The sequence below is a fragment of the Marinobacterium sp. MBR-111 genome (genome assembly GCF_040547585.1).
Classification (GTDB): Bacteria; Pseudomonadota; Gammaproteobacteria; order Pseudomonadales; family Balneatricaceae; genus Marinobacterium; species Marinobacterium iners.
This window is the reverse complement of record NZ_JBEPQA010000015.1, coordinates 50,462-67,286: the sequence shown is the minus strand read 5'-3', so window position 1 is coordinate 67,286 and position 16,825 is coordinate 50,462. Positions and strand designations below refer to the sequence as shown.

At 56.5% G+C, this 16,825-nt stretch carries 17 protein-coding genes and 2 tRNA genes; 4 read left to right on the top strand and 15 right to left on the bottom strand.

The annotated features are described in order from the left end of the window. Positions 1 to 126: 126 nt before the first annotated feature. A complete protein-coding gene (locus ABIE61_RS11675) occupies positions 127 to 1,308 on the top strand; it encodes an acetyl-CoA C-acetyltransferase (RefSeq protein WP_354409717.1) in 1,182 nt (393 codons plus the stop codon). Between the two features lie 84 nt (positions 1,309 to 1,392). Here the strand turns inward: ABIE61_RS11675 and ABIE61_RS11670 are convergent, their stop codons facing one another. Further along, positions 1,393 to 2,229, bottom strand: a complete 837-nt coding sequence (locus tag ABIE61_RS11670) for a 6-carboxytetrahydropterin synthase (protein ID WP_354409665.1) — start codon at positions 2,227 to 2,229, stop codon at positions 1,393 to 1,395. A 125-nt stretch (positions 2,230 to 2,354) separates the two neighbouring features. Here ABIE61_RS11670 and rsuA point away from each other — a divergent pair, with 125 nt between their 5' ends. From rsuA to ABIE61_RS11655, 3 genes are read left to right on the top strand one after another with little or no spacing between them, the layout of a single operon-like run. After that, entirely contained in the window at positions 2,355 to 3,044 is a 690-nt protein-coding gene (rsuA, locus tag ABIE61_RS11665) for a 16S rRNA pseudouridine(516) synthase RsuA (protein WP_354409662.1), read from the top strand. Position 3,045: 1 nt separating this feature from the next. Beyond that, positions 3,046 to 4,104 (top strand): class I SAM-dependent methyltransferase, encoded by a 1,059-nt coding sequence (locus ABIE61_RS11660; RefSeq protein ID WP_354409659.1) that lies wholly within the window; start codon positions 3,046 to 3,048, stop codon positions 4,102 to 4,104. Further along, positions 4,101 to 4,772 carry a YciC family protein gene (locus ABIE61_RS11655; RefSeq protein WP_206836716.1) on the top strand — a complete coding sequence of 224 codons (672 nt, stop codon included), beginning with the start codon at positions 4,101 to 4,103 and terminating at the stop codon, positions 4,770 to 4,772. Before ABIE61_RS11660 ends, ABIE61_RS11655 begins: the two co-directional genes overlap by 4 nt. Positions 4,773 to 4,834: 62 nt before the next feature. On the opposite strand, the gene pnp is transcribed toward ABIE61_RS11655, so the two are convergent. The 14 genes from pnp to ABIE61_RS11585 all read right to left on the bottom strand — a co-directional run bounded on the left by pnp (position 4,835) and on the right by ABIE61_RS11585 (position 16,696). Continuing rightward, a complete protein-coding gene (gene pnp / locus ABIE61_RS11650; RefSeq protein ID WP_354409656.1) occupies positions 4,835 to 6,940 on the bottom strand; it encodes a polyribonucleotide nucleotidyltransferase in 2,106 nt (701 codons plus the stop codon). A 181-nt stretch (positions 6,941 to 7,121) separates the two neighbouring features. Beyond that, positions 7,122 to 7,391, bottom strand: coding sequence for a 30S ribosomal protein S15 (gene rpsO / locus ABIE61_RS11645; RefSeq protein ID WP_354409653.1), 270 nt, complete (start codon positions 7,389 to 7,391; stop codon positions 7,122 to 7,124). A 110-nt stretch (positions 7,392 to 7,501) separates the two neighbouring features. Then, positions 7,502 to 8,452 (bottom strand): tRNA pseudouridine(55) synthase TruB, encoded by a 951-nt coding sequence (truB, locus tag ABIE61_RS11640; protein ID WP_354409650.1) that lies wholly within the window; start codon positions 8,450 to 8,452, stop codon positions 7,502 to 7,504. A 3-nt stretch (positions 8,453 to 8,455) separates the two neighbouring features. Further along, a complete protein-coding gene (rbfA, locus tag ABIE61_RS11635) occupies positions 8,456 to 8,860 on the bottom strand; it encodes a 30S ribosome-binding factor RbfA (RefSeq protein WP_206836725.1) in 405 nt (134 codons plus the stop codon). A gap of 10 nt (positions 8,861 to 8,870) precedes the next feature. After that, positions 8,871 to 11,384, bottom strand: coding sequence for a translation initiation factor IF-2 (gene infB / locus ABIE61_RS11630; protein ID WP_354409647.1), 2,514 nt, complete (start codon positions 11,382 to 11,384; stop codon positions 8,871 to 8,873). 27 nt (positions 11,385 to 11,411) lie between these two features. Beyond that, a complete protein-coding gene (gene nusA / locus ABIE61_RS11625) occupies positions 11,412 to 12,902 on the bottom strand; it encodes a transcription termination factor NusA (protein ID WP_354409646.1) in 1,491 nt (496 codons plus the stop codon). A 31-nt stretch (positions 12,903 to 12,933) separates the two neighbouring features. Then, a complete protein-coding gene (gene rimP / locus ABIE61_RS11620) occupies positions 12,934 to 13,389 on the bottom strand; it encodes a ribosome maturation factor RimP (RefSeq protein WP_091827658.1) in 456 nt (151 codons plus the stop codon). A gap of 133 nt (positions 13,390 to 13,522) precedes the next feature. Continuing rightward, positions 13,523 to 13,599 (bottom strand) — tRNA-Met (locus ABIE61_RS11615). A gap of 46 nt (positions 13,600 to 13,645) precedes the next feature. Next, a tRNA-Leu gene (locus ABIE61_RS11610) sits at positions 13,646 to 13,731 on the bottom strand. A 15-nt stretch (positions 13,732 to 13,746) separates the two neighbouring features. Further along, positions 13,747 to 14,112 (bottom strand): preprotein translocase subunit SecG, encoded by a 366-nt coding sequence (gene secG / locus ABIE61_RS11605; RefSeq protein WP_354409643.1) that lies wholly within the window; start codon positions 14,110 to 14,112, stop codon positions 13,747 to 13,749. Positions 14,113 to 14,125: 13 nt separating this feature from the next. Further along, positions 14,126 to 14,893 (bottom strand): triose-phosphate isomerase, encoded by a 768-nt coding sequence (gene tpiA / locus ABIE61_RS11600; RefSeq protein WP_354409640.1) that lies wholly within the window; start codon positions 14,891 to 14,893, stop codon positions 14,126 to 14,128. A gap of 62 nt (positions 14,894 to 14,955) precedes the next feature. Beyond that, entirely contained in the window at positions 14,956 to 15,171 is a 216-nt protein-coding gene (locus ABIE61_RS11595; protein ID WP_354409637.1) for a hypothetical protein, read from the bottom strand. A gap of 114 nt (positions 15,172 to 15,285) precedes the next feature. Beyond that, entirely contained in the window at positions 15,286 to 15,843 is a 558-nt protein-coding gene (locus ABIE61_RS11590; RefSeq protein WP_354409634.1) for a hypothetical protein, read from the bottom strand. A gap of 46 nt (positions 15,844 to 15,889) precedes the next feature. Beyond that, positions 15,890 to 16,696, bottom strand: coding sequence for a SapC family protein (locus ABIE61_RS11585; RefSeq protein WP_354409631.1), 807 nt, complete (start codon positions 16,694 to 16,696; stop codon positions 15,890 to 15,892). Positions 16,697 to 16,825: the final 129 nt, after the last annotated feature.

Sequence of the window (16,825 nt, the reverse complement as noted above, 5' to 3'; positions counted from 1 at the left end):
CCTCATGGCGGTATGGATACCCGTACGCCTGCCCGAGCTGATGCCGACTGAAATATCCCTTTCACCGGCGTGCGTTACCCTGAGCCCGGGATCAATAATGATATGAACCAAAGAGGCACTTCCATTATGCGTGATGTTGTTATCGTTGCCGCTGGCCGTACAGCGGTGGGTACTTTCAACGGCTCCCTTTCCTCACTGACCGCGGCTACTTTGGGCGCTGAAGTACTCAAGGGCCTGCTGCAGAAAACCGGACTGAACCCGGCAGAGGTAGACGAAGTGATTCTGGGCCAGGTACTCACGGCCGGCTGTGGCCAGAACCCGGCTCGTCAGGCTTTGATCCACGCAGGCATCCCTCAGGAAGTGCCCGCCATGACCATCAACAAGGTGTGCGGCTCAGGCCTCAAGGCCCTGCAACTGGCGACCCAGGCGATTCGCTGCGGTGATGCTGACGTGATCATCGCCGGCGGTCAGGAAAGCATGTCCCAGTCCCCCCACCTGCTGCCCAACTCACGTAACGGTGCACGCATGGGCGACTGGAAGATGATCGACTCCATGATTACCGATGGCCTGTGGGATGCGTTCAATAACTACCACATGGGCATCACCACCGAGAACATTGTCGAAAAATACGGTTTCAGCCGTGAAGAGCAGGACGCTTTCGCTTCTGCCTCTCAGAACAAGGCTGAAGCGGCCGTCACCTCTGGCCGCTTCAAGGACGAAATCATTCCGGTCAGCATTCCGCAGCGCAAGGGCGATCCCGTAGTATTCGACACCGATGAACAGCCCCGCTTTGGCTGCACCCCGGAGGCTCTGGCCAAGCTGCGTCCAGCCTTCAAGAAAGACGGCACCGTTACCGCCGGTAACAGCTCCACCATCAATGATGGTGCGGCTGCCGTGATTCTGTGTTCAGCCGAAAAGGCGGAAGCACTGGGGCTGCCGGTTCTGGCCCGGATCAAGGCGTATGCATCTGCCGGTGTTGATCCCGCCATCATGGGCACAGGCCCGATCTGCGCCACCACCAAGGCGCTGGAGAAGGCGGGCTGGGGCATCAACGACCTGGAACTGGTTGAAGCCAACGAAGCCTTCGCGGCTCAGGCCATGTCCGTCAACAAGGATCTGGGCTGGAACACCGACATCGTCAACGTGAACGGCGGTGCAATTGCGCTGGGCCATCCGATTGGCGCGTCCGGCTGCCGCATTCTGGTGTCACTGGTGCACGAAATGATCAAGCGTGATGCCAAGAAAGGTCTCGCAACTCTGTGTATCGGTGGTGGCATGGGTACAGCACTGGCGATCGAGCGCGACTGATTCGCACCACCTCAACGCAAACAGCCGCCCGAGGGCGGCTGTTTTGTTTCGGTAACACACCAGGCATGAATACCGCCAGGGCCATCACGCCGTAGCAATTGCGCCTTTGCCGATGCCCTCAAATGCACGCACAACCACTTCATCCTGCGGGTGGTCAATTTTGATCTGCTCGGCCAGATGTGCCGCAATTTGCTCGACGGTACTTTCGGTATCAATCAAATAGCAGCAGCGCGCCGGCAGCTCCAGCTCGAACGCGCCCTGAGGCGCCGTATAGGCATAATGGTGCGCACCGGCCGACTGGTTTTTCAGGTGGCTACGGGTACCTATATAGATATCACGGAAGCACTCGGCCCAGCGCCCTTCCAACACCTCATCGCGATGACCGTTACGGTAGATCATGATGCGCGAGCGGTGGCCATGAGCGATCCGCTGGCAGTTGCCGTCATGCTGCTGCAGGCCGTGACTGTAGTGATAGTAGTGCCCATCGATTGACTCGGTCGTGAAGGCAAGCTCAACCCCCTGCACCTGCTCTGGAAACAGCTGACGCAACTGATCTCGACACCAGTGGGCAATACTGAGCTCGTCAATTTCAGTACAGGGCAGTACAGCAATGGCCTGCTCGGGCGAACGGCAGCGAAAAAGACCACCCTCAGGATAATGCCAACGCACCTCGGTCATGCCGCCCAGCTGCTCAAGCTGCAAGCCCGGCAACTGGGCCGGCACAGCCAGCATATGATCAAGATGTGCATCCAGCCACTGCTTGACCCGGCGCTTGACCACACCGAAATCACAGATCATTCCCTGAGGGTCAAGACTGCCATCCAGTACCAGCTGCACCGCCCAGGATTCGCCCACCAAACCGCGCTTGGGATGAAGGTAGGAAAAATCCACATGGGTCAGATTATCGACGAAGAGCTTCACGGTGGCCTCGCAACAAGTTTGGGAGCGCTATTCTAGCGGATTCACCGACAGCTTTCATGAGCCCCTGTCGGTGATCTTGCCCGCTACTATATACTAGTACCCTTTGAGCACTTTGCAGGTTGACCATGCGACTCGACAAATACATAGCCAGCGTAACCGACTTTTCCCGCAAAGAGGTCAAGCGCATGCTGCATGCGGACGAAGTGACCGTCAACGGGGAGCATGAGCGTGACGCTGGGCGCAAGGTCAGTGACACCGATGACGTATGTCTGCAGGGATTGCCCCTGGACCCGCCCAGCACCCGTTATATCATGCTGTACAAGCCCGAGGGGGTCGTATGCTCAAACGACGACCCGACCCACCCGACCGTAACGGCGCTGCTTGAGATGCCCCGTGTCGAGCGCCTGCACATCTGCGGCCGACTCGATGTGGATACCACCGGACTGGTACTGCTGACCGATGACGGCCAGTGGGCTCACCGTGTTACATCGCCCAACCGCCACACCGGCAAGATCTATCACGTAATCACCTCGGACCCGATCACGCCTGATACCGTCCGCATCTTTGCCGATGGCATCATGTTGAACGGGGAGCACCGACGCACCAAACCGGCTGAGCTTGAACTACTGTCAGAGCGTGAGGCCCGTGTCTGCCTGCATGAAGGACGCTACCATCAGGTCAAGCGCATGTTTGCCGCCGTCGGCAATCGAGTTGATGCCCTGCATCGCGAGCAGATCGGCGATATTATCCTCGATGAAATGCTCGAACCCGGTGAATACCGTGAACTGACCCCTGCCGAGATCGCCAGTGTCTGATATGGATCCCATTGCCCGCGAACTGGAACAGCAACTCAGCCGTCTGAGCGCTCAAGCCCTCTGGCTGGTGGATGAAAACCCGCTGCCACGCTGCCGTCCGAACCCGTCAGTAGAGGTAGTTGGCAACCGTTTCGATGTGATTGAGCAGCTCCAACAGCAGGGCTGGCACGCCCGTTTCAATGACTTTGAACTCGGAACACTGCCAAGTGCGGGCTTTAACACGATCCTGTACCGGGTCTCCAAGGAAAAGGCTGTGGTACACCATCTGATCGGCGCGGCAAAACGCCTGCTCAAACCAAACGGTGAACTGATTCTGCTGGGTGACAAGGCCGAGGGTATTCGTACCTACGTGCGCAAGGCCGAGACGTGCCTTGGAGGCAGCCGCACTGAGAGCAAACTCGGGGGCAACAGCTGGTGTGCTCGCATAGTGCGCAGTGGCGAAGGGGGTGAGTGCCCCGACAGTCAGAGTTATGCCGAACTGCGCTCGGCCTGTTCGGATCAGCGACTTGAATACTGGGCCAAACCTGGCCTGTTTGGCTGGAACAAAATCGACCGTGGCAGCGCCTTTCTGATCGAGCAGCTGCCCACCATGCTGGAAACACAACTGCCACTGTCCGGTGCGGTGCTCGACCTGGGGTGTGGCTTTGGCTACCTAGCCATGAATGCGGCGGGCCCGGCAACAGAACTGGTTTGCACCGACAATAATGCCGCCGCCCTGCTGGCCTGCCAGCACAATCTTCGGCGCACCGGAATCGAAGGTGAGGTAGTGGCCAGCAATGCGGGGGACAACATCCGGCAACAGTTTGATACCCTGCTGTGCAACCCACCCTTCCACAGCGGTTTCAGTGTCGATGGTGACCTAACCGACCGTTTCCTGGCAGCCGCACAGCGCCTGCTGACATCACAGGGCAGCGCCTGTTTTGTCGTCAATCAGCACATCCCGCTTGAGCGCAAGGCGGTTGGTCGCTTTGCCGACATCAGCCTGTGGGCCGATAATGGCAGCTTCAAACTGGTTCGATTGCGCAAACCGATTAATTCAACTGTTCAGGGACACTCATGACCTTCGATTATCTTCGCCAGAGCCTGTTCTTTTTCCGTACTCATCTTAGCCGACTGGCACTGATTCAGATCCCCTTCCTGTTGCTAATCACGGTGGTACAGTATCAGCTGCTGCAAGGAGGGGAGTCCGCCGAGGCTGCGCGCACTACCAGCAGCGTCTTCATCAGCTCGGCACTGGATCTGGCCCTGATGCCAATCTATTGGGGGGCCACTCTGCTGTATATGCAGTCGGTGCTGCAGGGGCAAACACTGTCCACCAGCCAGGCGATCAGCCTCAGCCTGACCTGCTGGGGACGCCTGCTGCTGACGTATATTCTGACAGCCCTGGCGGTTTCGACCGGTCTTTTGTTACTCATTGTACCCGGGATCTACATTGGCATCAGGCTGGCCTTTGCCGAGTTCTACTGCGTGATGGAAGGCAAGGGGCCAATGGAATCCCTTCGCGCCAGCTGGGCCAGCAGCAGTGAATTTTTCTGGCCACTTCTGCAGGGGCTGGCACTGATTTTCGGTGTATTGATGCTGGCTGAAGTGATGATCGGGCAGATGTTGAGTGAGACTCGCATACTGATGCTGGCGCTGTCACTGCTGGCGCAGTTTCTGGGCGTCATGTCGAGCATCTACGCCTATCGCATCTACTGTGTGATGAAAGAGGAACACAAACCGCTCTGACCATAAAAAAACCCCTGCCGACGCAAATCGGCAGGGGTTTTTCAAAGTCGATACAACGCTGTTTAGCTGGAAACAGACTCGTCTTCGATCAGGTCTTTCATGGACAGCTTGATGCGACCACGCATATCCACATCCAGCACCTTGACCTTCACCACGTCATCCATCTTAATGTAGTCAGTCACGGCCTGAACACGCTCCTTGGCGATTTGGGAGATATGGACCAGACCATCCTTGCCCGGGAGGATGTTAACGAATGCACCGAACTCTTCGATCCGCACCACCTTGCCTTCGTAGATCTTGCCCACTTCAGCTTCAGCCGTGATCGCCATGACGCGATCCAGAGCCGCTTTGCCCTTGGCCTTGTCATCAGCGTAGATGCGGACAGTACCGTCATCTTCGATATCGATCATGGCGCCGGTTTCTTCGGTCAGGCCGCGAATGGTGGCACCACCCTTACCGATCAAGTCACGGATTTTCTCCGGGTTGATCTTCAGCAGCTGCATGGCCGGCGCGTTATCCGGCAGTTCAGGACGTGCATAGCCAATAACCAGCGCCATCTCTTTCAGGATGTGCTTGCGCGCTTCGTGTGCCTGCTCCAGCGCGATCTCCATGATCTCTTCAGTAATACCGGTGATCTTGATATCCATCTGCAGGGCTGTAACACCCGCTTCGGTACCGGCTACCTTGAAGTCCATATCACCGAGGTGGTCTTCGTCACCCAAAATATCGGTCAGAACGGCAAAGCGATCATTTTCCTTCACCAAACCCATGGCAATACCGGCCACAGGCGCTTTCAGCGGTACACCCGCGTCCATCATCGCCAGAGAGGCACCACAAACGGATGCCATGGAGCTGGAGCCGTTGGACTCGGTAATTTCGGATACGATACGGATGGTGTACGGAAACTCTTCCTGCGTCGGCAACACAGCCGCAACACCACGACGAGCCAGACGACCATGACCAATTTCGCGGCGGCCTGCGCCCATCATGCGGCCCGCTTCACCCACGGAATACGGAGGGAAGTTGTAGTGCAGCATGAACGGATCCTTGCGCTCACCTTCCAGCGCATCAATGATCTGCTGATCACGGCTGGTGCCCAGGGTACAGGTCGCGATCGCCTGAGTTTCACCGCGGGTAAACAGCGCTGAACCGTGTACACCCTTGAGCAGGTCGATTTCGACATTGATCGGACGTACGGTTTTGGTATCACGGCCATCGATACGCGGCTCGCCATCGATAATGCGGTTACGCACGATTTCTTTTTCCAGCGAGCTGAAAATCGCGGACACTTCCTTGCCGGAGGGCTGACCCTCTTCACTGCCGGACAGGGCTTCAACCGCCTGCGCACGCAGTTCAGACAGGCTGGACTGACGCTGCATCTTGTCAGCAACCTGATAGGCAGATGCAATGCCGGCACCGACCAGTTCACGCACCTGAGCGATCAGGGCTTCGTTCTTGGCCGCAGGCTGCCAGTCCCACTTCGGCTTGCCGGCTTCAGCCACCAGTTCGTTGATGGCGTTGATCACCACCTGCATTTCCTGGTGCGCAAACAGTACGGCGCCAAGCATTTCGTCTTCGGTCAGCTCTTTGGCTTCAGACTCAACCATCAGTACCGCATCGGCGGTACCGGCCACAACCATGTCCAGCTCAGAGGTTGCAAGCTCCGCATAGGTCGGGTTCAGGATGTAACCGTCAGCTTCAGTAAAGCCGACACGTGCGCCACCGATCGGACCCATGAAGGGCAGGCCGGAGATCGCCAGTGCCGCAGAGGTACCAATCATGGCCGCGATATCCGGATCGTTGACCTTGTCAGCCGACATCACGGTGCAGACCACCTGGACTTCGTTCATGAAGCCTTTCGGGAACAGCGGACGGATCGGACGATCGATCAGGCGTGAAGTCAGCGTTTCCTTCTCGGAAGGACGCGCTTCGCGCTTGAAGAAGCCACCCGGGATACGGCCGACGGCGTAGTATTTTTCCTGGTAATGAACCGACAGCGGGAAGAAGTCCTGACCTTCACGCATCTCTTTGGAGCCGACTACGGTACAGAGTACCTGAACGCCATCCATGGTAACCATGACGGCACCGGTGGCCTGACGGGCAACCTTGCCGGTTTCGATGGTGATGGTATGTTTGCCGAACTGAAATGATTTACTGATCGCTTGCACGATAGAAACTCCTCGGGTTTGAGTATTCCCGTCAGCGGACCAACCAACCCTCTTTTCAAGCCAGTACTCAGTTGCCGACTGCGGTAGTCGTCAAGTGAGTACAGGCTGGATGATTGTGTCGCTTAAACGGGCTGTAGATAAAGCTGAGGCCATACACAGTATGGCCTCAGGGTGGAACTGCTTAGCGACGCAGTCCGAGACGGCCGATCAGCGCCAGATAGCGGTCAGCGTCTTTGCCTTTCAGGTAGTCCAGCAGCTTACGACGCTGGTTTACCATGCGGATCAGACCACGGCGTGAGTGGTGATCCTGCTTGTGCGACTTGAAGTGACCCTGCAGGCCTTCGATGTTCGCAGTCAGCAGCGCAACCTGTACTTCGGTAGAACCGGTATCACCAGCGCCACGACCGAATTCAGCAACGATTTCCGCTTTTTTCTCAATAGAGAGTGCCATTGTATATCTCCTCGTTAATATGCACACAGTGACCTGCACTGCGGATTGATAGACGCGCTGCACCGAGCATATTTTCAGTACAGCGTCAGTTTGGCTTCAGCCAAATCGGTTCAGGCGGTGCTGACCAGGCGTTTGCCCTTCAGCGCCCCTCTGGCATCGCGCTCGGCGATACCGAGAAATTCGTCGGTTGCACGGTTGAATACCAGAAACTCATCCGCCTCCGGCAATCGGTCGTCAACACGCAGCCTCTGCCCCATCTGCAGTCGTTCGGCTTCAGCCGCTTCCAGCTGAACCCGTGGCAAATCGGCCACCGGCGCCCAAGCCGGTAATAATAGCGCATCCAGCCGTTTTTGTATGCTGTTTTGCGCCTCCTCAGCCTGAGGTTGCGCCAGGTTTTGCAGCTGCTCAAGCGTCATCATCTGGTCGGCATGGAAAGGCCCGGTCTGCAGCCTGCGCAACACACTGACATGCGCACCACAGCCCAGAAGCACGCCCAGGTCTTCAACGATACTGCGGATATAGGTACCCTTGGAACAGAACACCTCCAAATCCACCTCATCCACGCGCAACGCCAGCAGCCTGATCTCGTGAATCCGTACACGGCGGGGTTTAACTTCAACCTCGACACCCTGACGTGCCAGCTTGTACAACGGCTGGCCGTTGAGCTTGAGAGCCGAATACACCGGCGGAACCTGCTCGATCTCGCCACTGAAATGCTCGACCAGCAACGCTTCAATCTGCTCTCGGCTGAGGCTTGCAGGAACCGGCTTTTCTTCGGTTACCTCACCCTCAGCATCACAGGTATCGGTACGCTGCCCCAGTTTTGCAGTGGTCAGATAACGCTTGTCCGAATCCAGCAGGTACTGGGAAAACTTGGTTGCTTCGCCCAGACAGATCGGCAGCAGGCCGGTCGCCAGAGGATCCAGCGCCCCGGTGTGGCCGGCCTTGGCGGCACCATAGATTCTTTTGACCCTTTGCAGGGCAGCATTGGAAGATAGCCCCTGAGGCTTATCCAACAGAAAAAGGCCGCTGATTGAGCGGCCTTTTGGTTTACGGGCCATGCTTCAGTTCCCGTTATCGTCTTCGTTATCCGGGCGGTTGCTCTCCTGCTGCCAGGCCTTTTCAATCAGGCCATGCAGGTGACGCCCCCGCTCAACGGTTTCGTCAAAATGGAATCGCAGCTGCGGCATGACCCGCAACTTGATTCCGCGAGACAGCTCCGTGCGCAGGAATCCAGCGGCGTTATTGAGCACCGTACGTGAACTCTTGATCACCTCGGCTTCAGTCTGATCACCAATCGCCAGCACGGTGAAGTAGATATCGGCATAGCCGAGATCCTTGCTCACCTTGACGTGGCTGATGGTCACCATACCCAGCCGCGGATCCTTTATCTCGCGCTGGATCAGGGTGGCCAGATCACGCTGGATCTGGTCCCCTACCCGGTCGGTACGTTTGAAATCGCGTGCCATGATGCTCCGCTTACAGCGTACGCTGTACTTCAATGGTGTCGAACACTTCGATCTGGTCACCGACCTTCACGTCGTTGTAGTTCTTCACCCCGATACCACATTCCATACCCTGACGTACTTCGGCCACGGCATCCTTGAAGCGACGCAGAGATTCCAGCTCGCCCTCATAGATCACCACGTTGTCACGCAGTACACGGATACGCTTGTTACGGTAAACCGTACCCTCGGTCACCATACAACCGGCGATGGCGCCCAGCTTCGGTGAACGGAACACATCACGCACCTGAGCAATACCGACGATCTCTTCACGGTATTCCGGTGACAGCAGACCGGTCATCGCCTGTTTTACGTCATCAATGATGTCGTAAATAACGCTGTAGTAGCGCAGCTCAAGCTCTTCGCGTTCAACCACGGCCTTGGCCTGGTTGTCGGCACGGACGTTGAAGCCGATCAGGATCGCCGAAGAGGCCAGTGCCAGGTTGGCGTCGGTCTCGGCAATGCCGCCAACACCGCTGGAAACAATGTTCACCTTCACTTCGTCGGTGGACAGGTCTTCCAGTGACTGGATGATCGCTTCCAGAGAGCCACGCACATCCGCCTTGAGGACGATGTTCAGTGACTTCACATCGCCGGCCTGCATGTTCTCGAACAGGTTTTCCAGCTTGGCTTTCTGCTGACGGGCGAGCTTCACTTCGCGGTACTTGCCCTGACGGAAGAGCGCCACTTCGCGGGCTTTCTTCTCGCTGGACACCACGGTGAACTCGTCACCGGCATCCGGGGTACCGTCAAGGCCAAGGATCTCGACCGGAATCGCGGGACCGGCTTCATCGATCGGCTTGCCGTTTTCGTCCAGCATCGCACGTACACGACCGTAATGCAGGCCAGCCAGCACGATGTCGCCCTTGCGCAGGGTACCGTTCTGTACCAGCAGGGTGGACACGGAACCACGGCCCTTGTCGACGCGCGATTCAACCACAACACCCTGACCCGGTGCATCTTTCACGGCTGTCAGTTCAAGCAGCTCGGCCTGCAGCAGGATCGCATCCAGCAGTCCATCGATGCCTTCGCCACTCTTGGCGGAGACATGCGCGAACTGAACATCACCACCCCATTCCTCAGGCAGTACATCACGCTGAGCCAGCTCGTTCTTGACGCGGTCCAGATCGGCATCTTCCTTGTCGATCTTGTTGACGGCCACCACCAGAGGTACACCGGCCGCTTTCGCATGCTGGATCGCCTCTTCGGTCTGCGGCATCACGCCGTCATCAGCAGCAACGACCAGCACTACAATGTCGGTCAGCTGAGCACCGCGTGCACGCATGGCAGTAAATGCCGCATGCCCCGGGGTATCCAGGAAAGTCACCATGCCGTTGTCAGTCTCGACGTGGTAGGCACCGATGTGCTGGGTAATGCCACCCGCTTCACCCGTGGCTACCTTGGTGCGGCGGATATAGTCGAGCAGCGAGGTTTTGCCGTGGTCAACATGACCCATGACGGTCACCACCGGTGCACGGCCAACCTGCTCGCCCTGAGCAGCCTGTACGCTTTCAATCAGAGCGTCTTCAATGGCGTTTTCCTGCATCGGACGCGCCTTGTGGCCCATCTCTTCAACCACCAGTACGGCGGTATCCTGATCCAGCACCTGATTGATGGTCGCCATAGCGCCCATCTTGAACATCACCTTGATGACTTCAGCGGCCTTGATCGACATCTTCTTGGCCAGCTCGGCCACGGTGATGCTCTCAGGGATATTTACCTCATGCACCACCGGTGCAGTCGGCTTTTCGAAGCCATGCTGGTTCGGGCCACCACTGCGGCCACGGCCTGCAGGCGCACGCTTGCCACCCTTGCCGCGACGACCGCGAGTATCGTCCTGACGTGCGGCCTTGCCACCCTTGCCACGACGCGGGCGATCATCGTCATCACTGCGACGCGATTTTTCCTTGTCCTTGCGACGCGGGTTTTCAGTAACCGGCTCGGCCAGCACTTCGGGTTCAGGTGCAGGTGCAACCGGAGCCGGCTTGGCCTTAGGCTTGACTCGCTCATCAGCCGCGGGGGCTGCTGTGTTTTCAGTACGCTGCGCTGCGGCTTCGTCCTTAACAGACTCAGACACCAGCTCTGGCTGAGAAGCAACAGCAGGAGTCACTTCCGCAACTGGCTCTGCGGCAACCTTCACCTCTTCAACAACCGCTGGTTGAGGGTTGTCTTCTTCCAATGAGGAACGCTTGACATAAGTACGTTTTTTGCGCACTTCAACACTGACGGTCTTGCGCTTGCCTGCAGCACCAGAGACCTTCAGCTCAGACTTGGTTTTGCGCTTGAGCGTGATTTTGCTGGGCTCGGCCGCATCCACGTTCTCGCCATGGCTGCGCTTGAGGTGACTCAGGAGCTTCAGGCGCTCCTCTTCGGTCACACTCGATTCAATTTTCTTTGCACCGATGCCGGCTTCCTGCATTTGCGTCAACAGACGCTCAGCGGATACACCAACCACATCGGCAAGTTGCTTCACGGTTACTTCTGCCATATATGTGTTCTCCTCTTCCGCTGGCGTTTACTGCTCTTGCGCAAACCAGGGCGCACGGGCTGTCATGATCAGCTCGGCTGCCTTTGCTTCAGTCAGACCTTCCACTTCCAGCAGATCTTCAACCGCCTGTTCGGCGAGATCTTCCATGGTGACGATGCCCCGGGATGCCAGCTGGAATGCCAGCGTACGTTCCATGCCATCCATGTTCAGCAGGTCTTCTGCCGGTTCCGCATCACCAAGCTGCTCCTCACTGGCGATCGCCAGATTGATCAGGGCATCCTTGGCACGGCTACGAAGGGCTCCAACCAGCTCTTCGTCAAATTCTTCGATTTCGAGCATCTCTTCTTCCGGGACATAGGCCACTTCCTCAATGGAGGTAAAGCCTTCAGCCACCAGTATTTCGGCCAGCTCTTCATCAATTTCCAGGTGCTTGATGAACATATCCACCACGGCACCCACTTCAGTTTGCTGCTTCTCGGCCGCTTCATCTTCGGACATGACGTTCAATGTCCAGCCGGTGAGTTCACTCGCCAGACGCACGTTTTGCCCACTGCGACCGATCGCCATGGCCAGCGCCTCTTCAGCCACGGCCACATCCATGGAGTGACTTTCTTCGTCCATCACGATGGACGCCACTTCAGCGGGGGCCATTGCGTTGATGACCAGCTGGGCCGGATTATCATCCCACAGGATGATATCAACACGCTCGCCACCCAGCTCATTGGATACAGCCTGAACACGAGAGCCGCGCATGCCGACACAGGCACCGATCGGGTCAATGCGACCGTCATTTGTCTTGACCGCAATCTTGGCACGGGCACCCGGATCACGGGCTGCCGCACGAATTTCGATCACATCTTCCGCAACTTCCGGCACCTCGATGCTGAACAGTTCGATCAGCATGGCATTGGAGGTGCGGCTGAGTACCAACTGCGGACCACGGCCTTCGCTGCGAACTTCCTGCAGCACCGCACGGACACGATCGCCCATGCGGAAACTTTCACGCGGGATCAGGTTTTCACGCGGCAACAGCGCTTCAGCATTGTTACCAAGATCCACAATGATATTGTCACGGGTTACTTTCTTGACCGTACCGGCGACCAGTTCACCCTTGCGATCCTGGTACTGTTCAACCACCTTGGCGCGCTCGGCCTCACGCACTTTCTGCACGATAACCTGCTTCGCGGTCTGTGCCGCAATGCGACCAAAGGCAACAGACTCAACCTGCTCCTCCCAGATATCACCGGGCTTGAGGTTAGGGTCGATTTCCAGCGCTTCTTCCAGGGTCAGTTCAGTACCCAGTGCAGGCACTTCATCATTGCTGACCACCAGCCAGCGGCGCCAGGTTTCGTAACCGCCGGTTGCACGATCAATTACAACACGGATATCCGCGTCTTCGTCATAGCGTTTCTTTGTAGCCGTGGCCAGAGCCACTTCTATCGCTTCAAAAATGACGGCCTTGGGCACATCCTTTTCATTAGAAACAGCTTCTGCAACCAGTAGAATCTCTTTATTCATACGACTGCCTCGCCAAACCTTTAAACCGGTGTTAAAACTGGGGAATCACATTGGCACGATCGATATAGTCGATCGGCAACAGATACTCTTCGTCATCGACAACCAGCAGAACTTCGTCACCTTCGACGCCGTTCAGCAGGCCCTTGAATTTTCTGCGTCCCTCAAAGGGCACCCGCAACCGCAGTTGCACCTGATGACCGGCATACGCCTGAAACTGTTCCAGCGTATACAGGGGACGATCCATGCCGGGTGAAGACACCTCCAGCATGTACTGTTCGGGGATGGGGTCTTCCACATCCAGGATACCGCTTACCTGATGACTGACGCGGGCGCAGTCATCCACACTTACCCCGTTCGGACCGTCAATATAGATCCGCAACGTACTGTTACGACCGGCGGAGTGAAAATCCAGCCCCCAGAGCTCAAGCCCCAGAGCGGTCACGACCGGTTCGATCAATTCCTGCAACGTTTTCAATCTGGCTGACACAGAGGACGACCTCGTTCTGCATGTACCTGAAACAAAAAATGGGTCTCTGAGGACCCATTTCTGACGCGGCACCTGGTGCCCTTTTGTTCACCTACGAAAAAGCCCCTGAAAAGGGGCTTAAACGTAAAGAAAGTGGTAGCGGGGGCTGGATTTGAACCAACGACCTTCGGGTTATGAGCCCGACGAGCTACCAGACTGCTCCACCCCGCATCAGAAACAGGTGCACATTATACACAACACCTGCCTGTCTTACAAATGGTGCCGAAGGCCGGACTCGAACCGGCACGAGCATAGCTCACCACCCCCTCAAGATGGCGTGTCTACCAATTTCACCACTTCGGCTTTAACCGTTTGATCTTACTCGGCAACCGGAATATCCGATTCCGCTGCCTTGCCCGCCGCTGCATCCAGCTCGGGCAAATCACGCTGGGGTTCTGCTGCCGATTCAATCAGCTCTGCAGACGGGATACCCGCGTCATTAACACTTTCCGCACGCTGCTTGGCGTAAACGGCCAGTGCAAAACTGGAGGCGAAGATACCTGCAGCAAGCACTGCAGTCAATCGCCCAAGAAAACTTTTTGACCCCTGACTGCCAAACACGGTCTGGGATGCACCACCACCAAAGGCAGCACCCGCTTCTGCACCCTTACCCTGCTGAAGCAGCACCAGTGCAATAATTGCAGCAGCCAGCAGTACATGAACGATCAGAACCAGACTTTCCATCATCTATACCGTATCAGCCGGCGACTGCCGCGGCACGGCAGATCGCGATAAAATCATTAGCCTTCAATGAAGCACCCCCTATGAGGCCACCATCGATATCAGGCTTGGCGAACAGCTCTGCGGCATTGGCAGCATTAACACTACCACCGTAAAGCACTTGAACATTTTGACCGACAGCACCCGCCGCCCTGGCCAATACTGCCCGAATATGGGCGTGCACTTCCTGAGCCTGCTCGGGCGAAGCCGTCTTGCCGGTACCGATGGCCCATACCGGCTCATACGCCACCACAAGACGCTCAAACTCGCCCGCTTCAAGGCCAGATACCGCAGTACACAACTGCTGGGCAACCACATCAAGTGCTTTACCAGACTCGCGCTGCGCCAAAGTTTCACCTACACAGAGGATCGGTTTCAGGCCCGCTCGCAAGGCAGCCAGTGTCTTCGCCGCCACCTGCTCATCATTTTCATGATACAGCGAGCGACGCTCCGAGTGGCCCACAATCACCATACTGCAGCCAACATCACGCAGCATCGGAGCAGAGACCTCTCCCGTATAGGCACCGGCATCATGCTCGCTCAGATTCTGAGCACCAAGCGAGACAACTGAGCCTTCCAGTTGAAGACCAACCGAGTGCAGATACACCGCAGGCGGACAGATACCAACCTCAACACTACCGACCGGACTGACTTTAAGCGACTCGACAAGCGAGTCAACCAGTACATGGTTGGCCGCAGTCTCACCGTTCATCTTCCAGTTTCCGATTACCAGCGCGTTTCGCATTGATATCCCCTTACGAAAGAGGCGCATATATTAGCCGAGCACATGCGTACTGGCAAGCCGTTTTAGGCTTCGTTTTCAGTGACGGCCTGCGGTAGTTCAGATTTCAGGAGCTCAACATACTTAACCCTGGCAGCCTGAAGCATCCCCAACAGAGCCTGTTGCCGGTTCAGTTCCGCTTCTGTAGCACGCAGATTAGTGATCTGATTACGTGCCGCTTCTGTCAATTCTTCGTAGATATACTCAACACCATCAATGGTAACTTTCGTTTTATCTGTCATATTCGTTCCTTATCGAATCATGATTCGTCCGTACAGGGCCTGACGAAAAAGCCAGGCCACATAGTGTACCAAGAACTGAGCCCAAGACCACCCGAGCCAGCGCATCAGAATGCGTCAGTGAATCGCCCCCCGTGCCGGCAAGGCCAATTCCGGTAATTGTTCACGCATCCACTCTGGCCACACGGCTGTCGACCATTCGGCTTTTGAATACGCCTGAAGCAGTATGTTCAACCACTGCCTGAGTGCCAAAGCCCGCAGGGGCAAAGCCGCCTGCCGTCCACCGGCGTCAGGCGCAGCCTTGAAAATCAGCACCAGCTGTTCAGGCCTGCGCTGAACATCAACACTTGCAGCAAGCCAGGTCGTACCGGCATTTTCAGCGGATACAGGCGTGCTGCCCTCTTGCCGGGTTTGCTCCGTCAACTGGTTAATAGCACGCGTCTGCTTGACGCTCTGTAACAGGTCAGCGCGAGGTACATCGGCATCCTGTTGCTCAAGCCATTCAACAAGGGCCGGCACCATTCGGTCCATTAGCCGCCGTGTCACCCAGATGACAACCACGTCATCGGATGATACTTGACCACTGATGCGCACTCTGTCTTCCAGTGGATGATAGACCGTTGTGAGCCTGCCCAATACGGGAACACGCTGGTCAGCCACTTCCGTTAACTCCATTCATATCCCTCTCTACAGTATTCTGACAGCCGTTACACCCAGCCTGTCAGAAATTGAACTTCAGAGTATCATCCTTATCACCAAACAGTTGTTCAATTTGATCAAGGCCCGCCGGTTCGGCTACAGGCGGATAGTGCAGTCGATACAGCCTGTGCAGCACATCAAAACGGGGCATGGACAACAACTGTGCGTGCCCCAACATCAGGGCATCACTGCGTGCCAACCGGGCCAGATCATTGTCTTTAAGCTCACTCAGGGCCTGTTCATTCACACCATACAGCCCCGTCACCGGTGTACGCGCCTCATCTGGCGAGGCAAAAGGCCAACTCAACGGCTTGAGCAAACCCAACTCGGCCAAAAGATCAGTAGCGGTTTGTGTGTGTGCCTGACTCCGCTGGCGTTGCATCAAAAAGTCCAGCACACCCCGTGTCGCAGTCGTGAGTTGCGCGTCATCATCAAAGAAACGCTCGTTACCCGACCCCGCATCAGGCATTTCTCGGTATAAGCCGCTCTCGCTGTCAAAACACAGTACAAAACGGGCTTCACCCGCTTGATCTATCTGCTGCAACGCGAATGGATAACCGCGGTAAACACTCGGAATATAGGGCACCAGCCATTTTCCCTGAGGGCTGATCATCAGGTTTTGTTTTGCATACACGCCTTGCAATGCAACAGCAGTAAAACGCTGCTCACCATTGCGAATAAACGCAAGGGGGTAATGGGGCAACAGCATTTTCAGCTCAGCCAGCACAATCGGCGCACACACATCATGTTCGGCAAACGCCATTGAATCAAAGCGTTTCCAGCCGTGGGTCACATGCTCGTTCGGGTTCAAGGGGATAAATCGAGACATCATCAAGTACCTGAGAATTAATAAATACGGGTCAACTTGTCCCTCATTGTAACCTACTGACAAGGCTCACAAACTTCATGCAATCCCACCATGTAAGCAAATAGGCAAAAACCCCCGGGGCGAACCGCG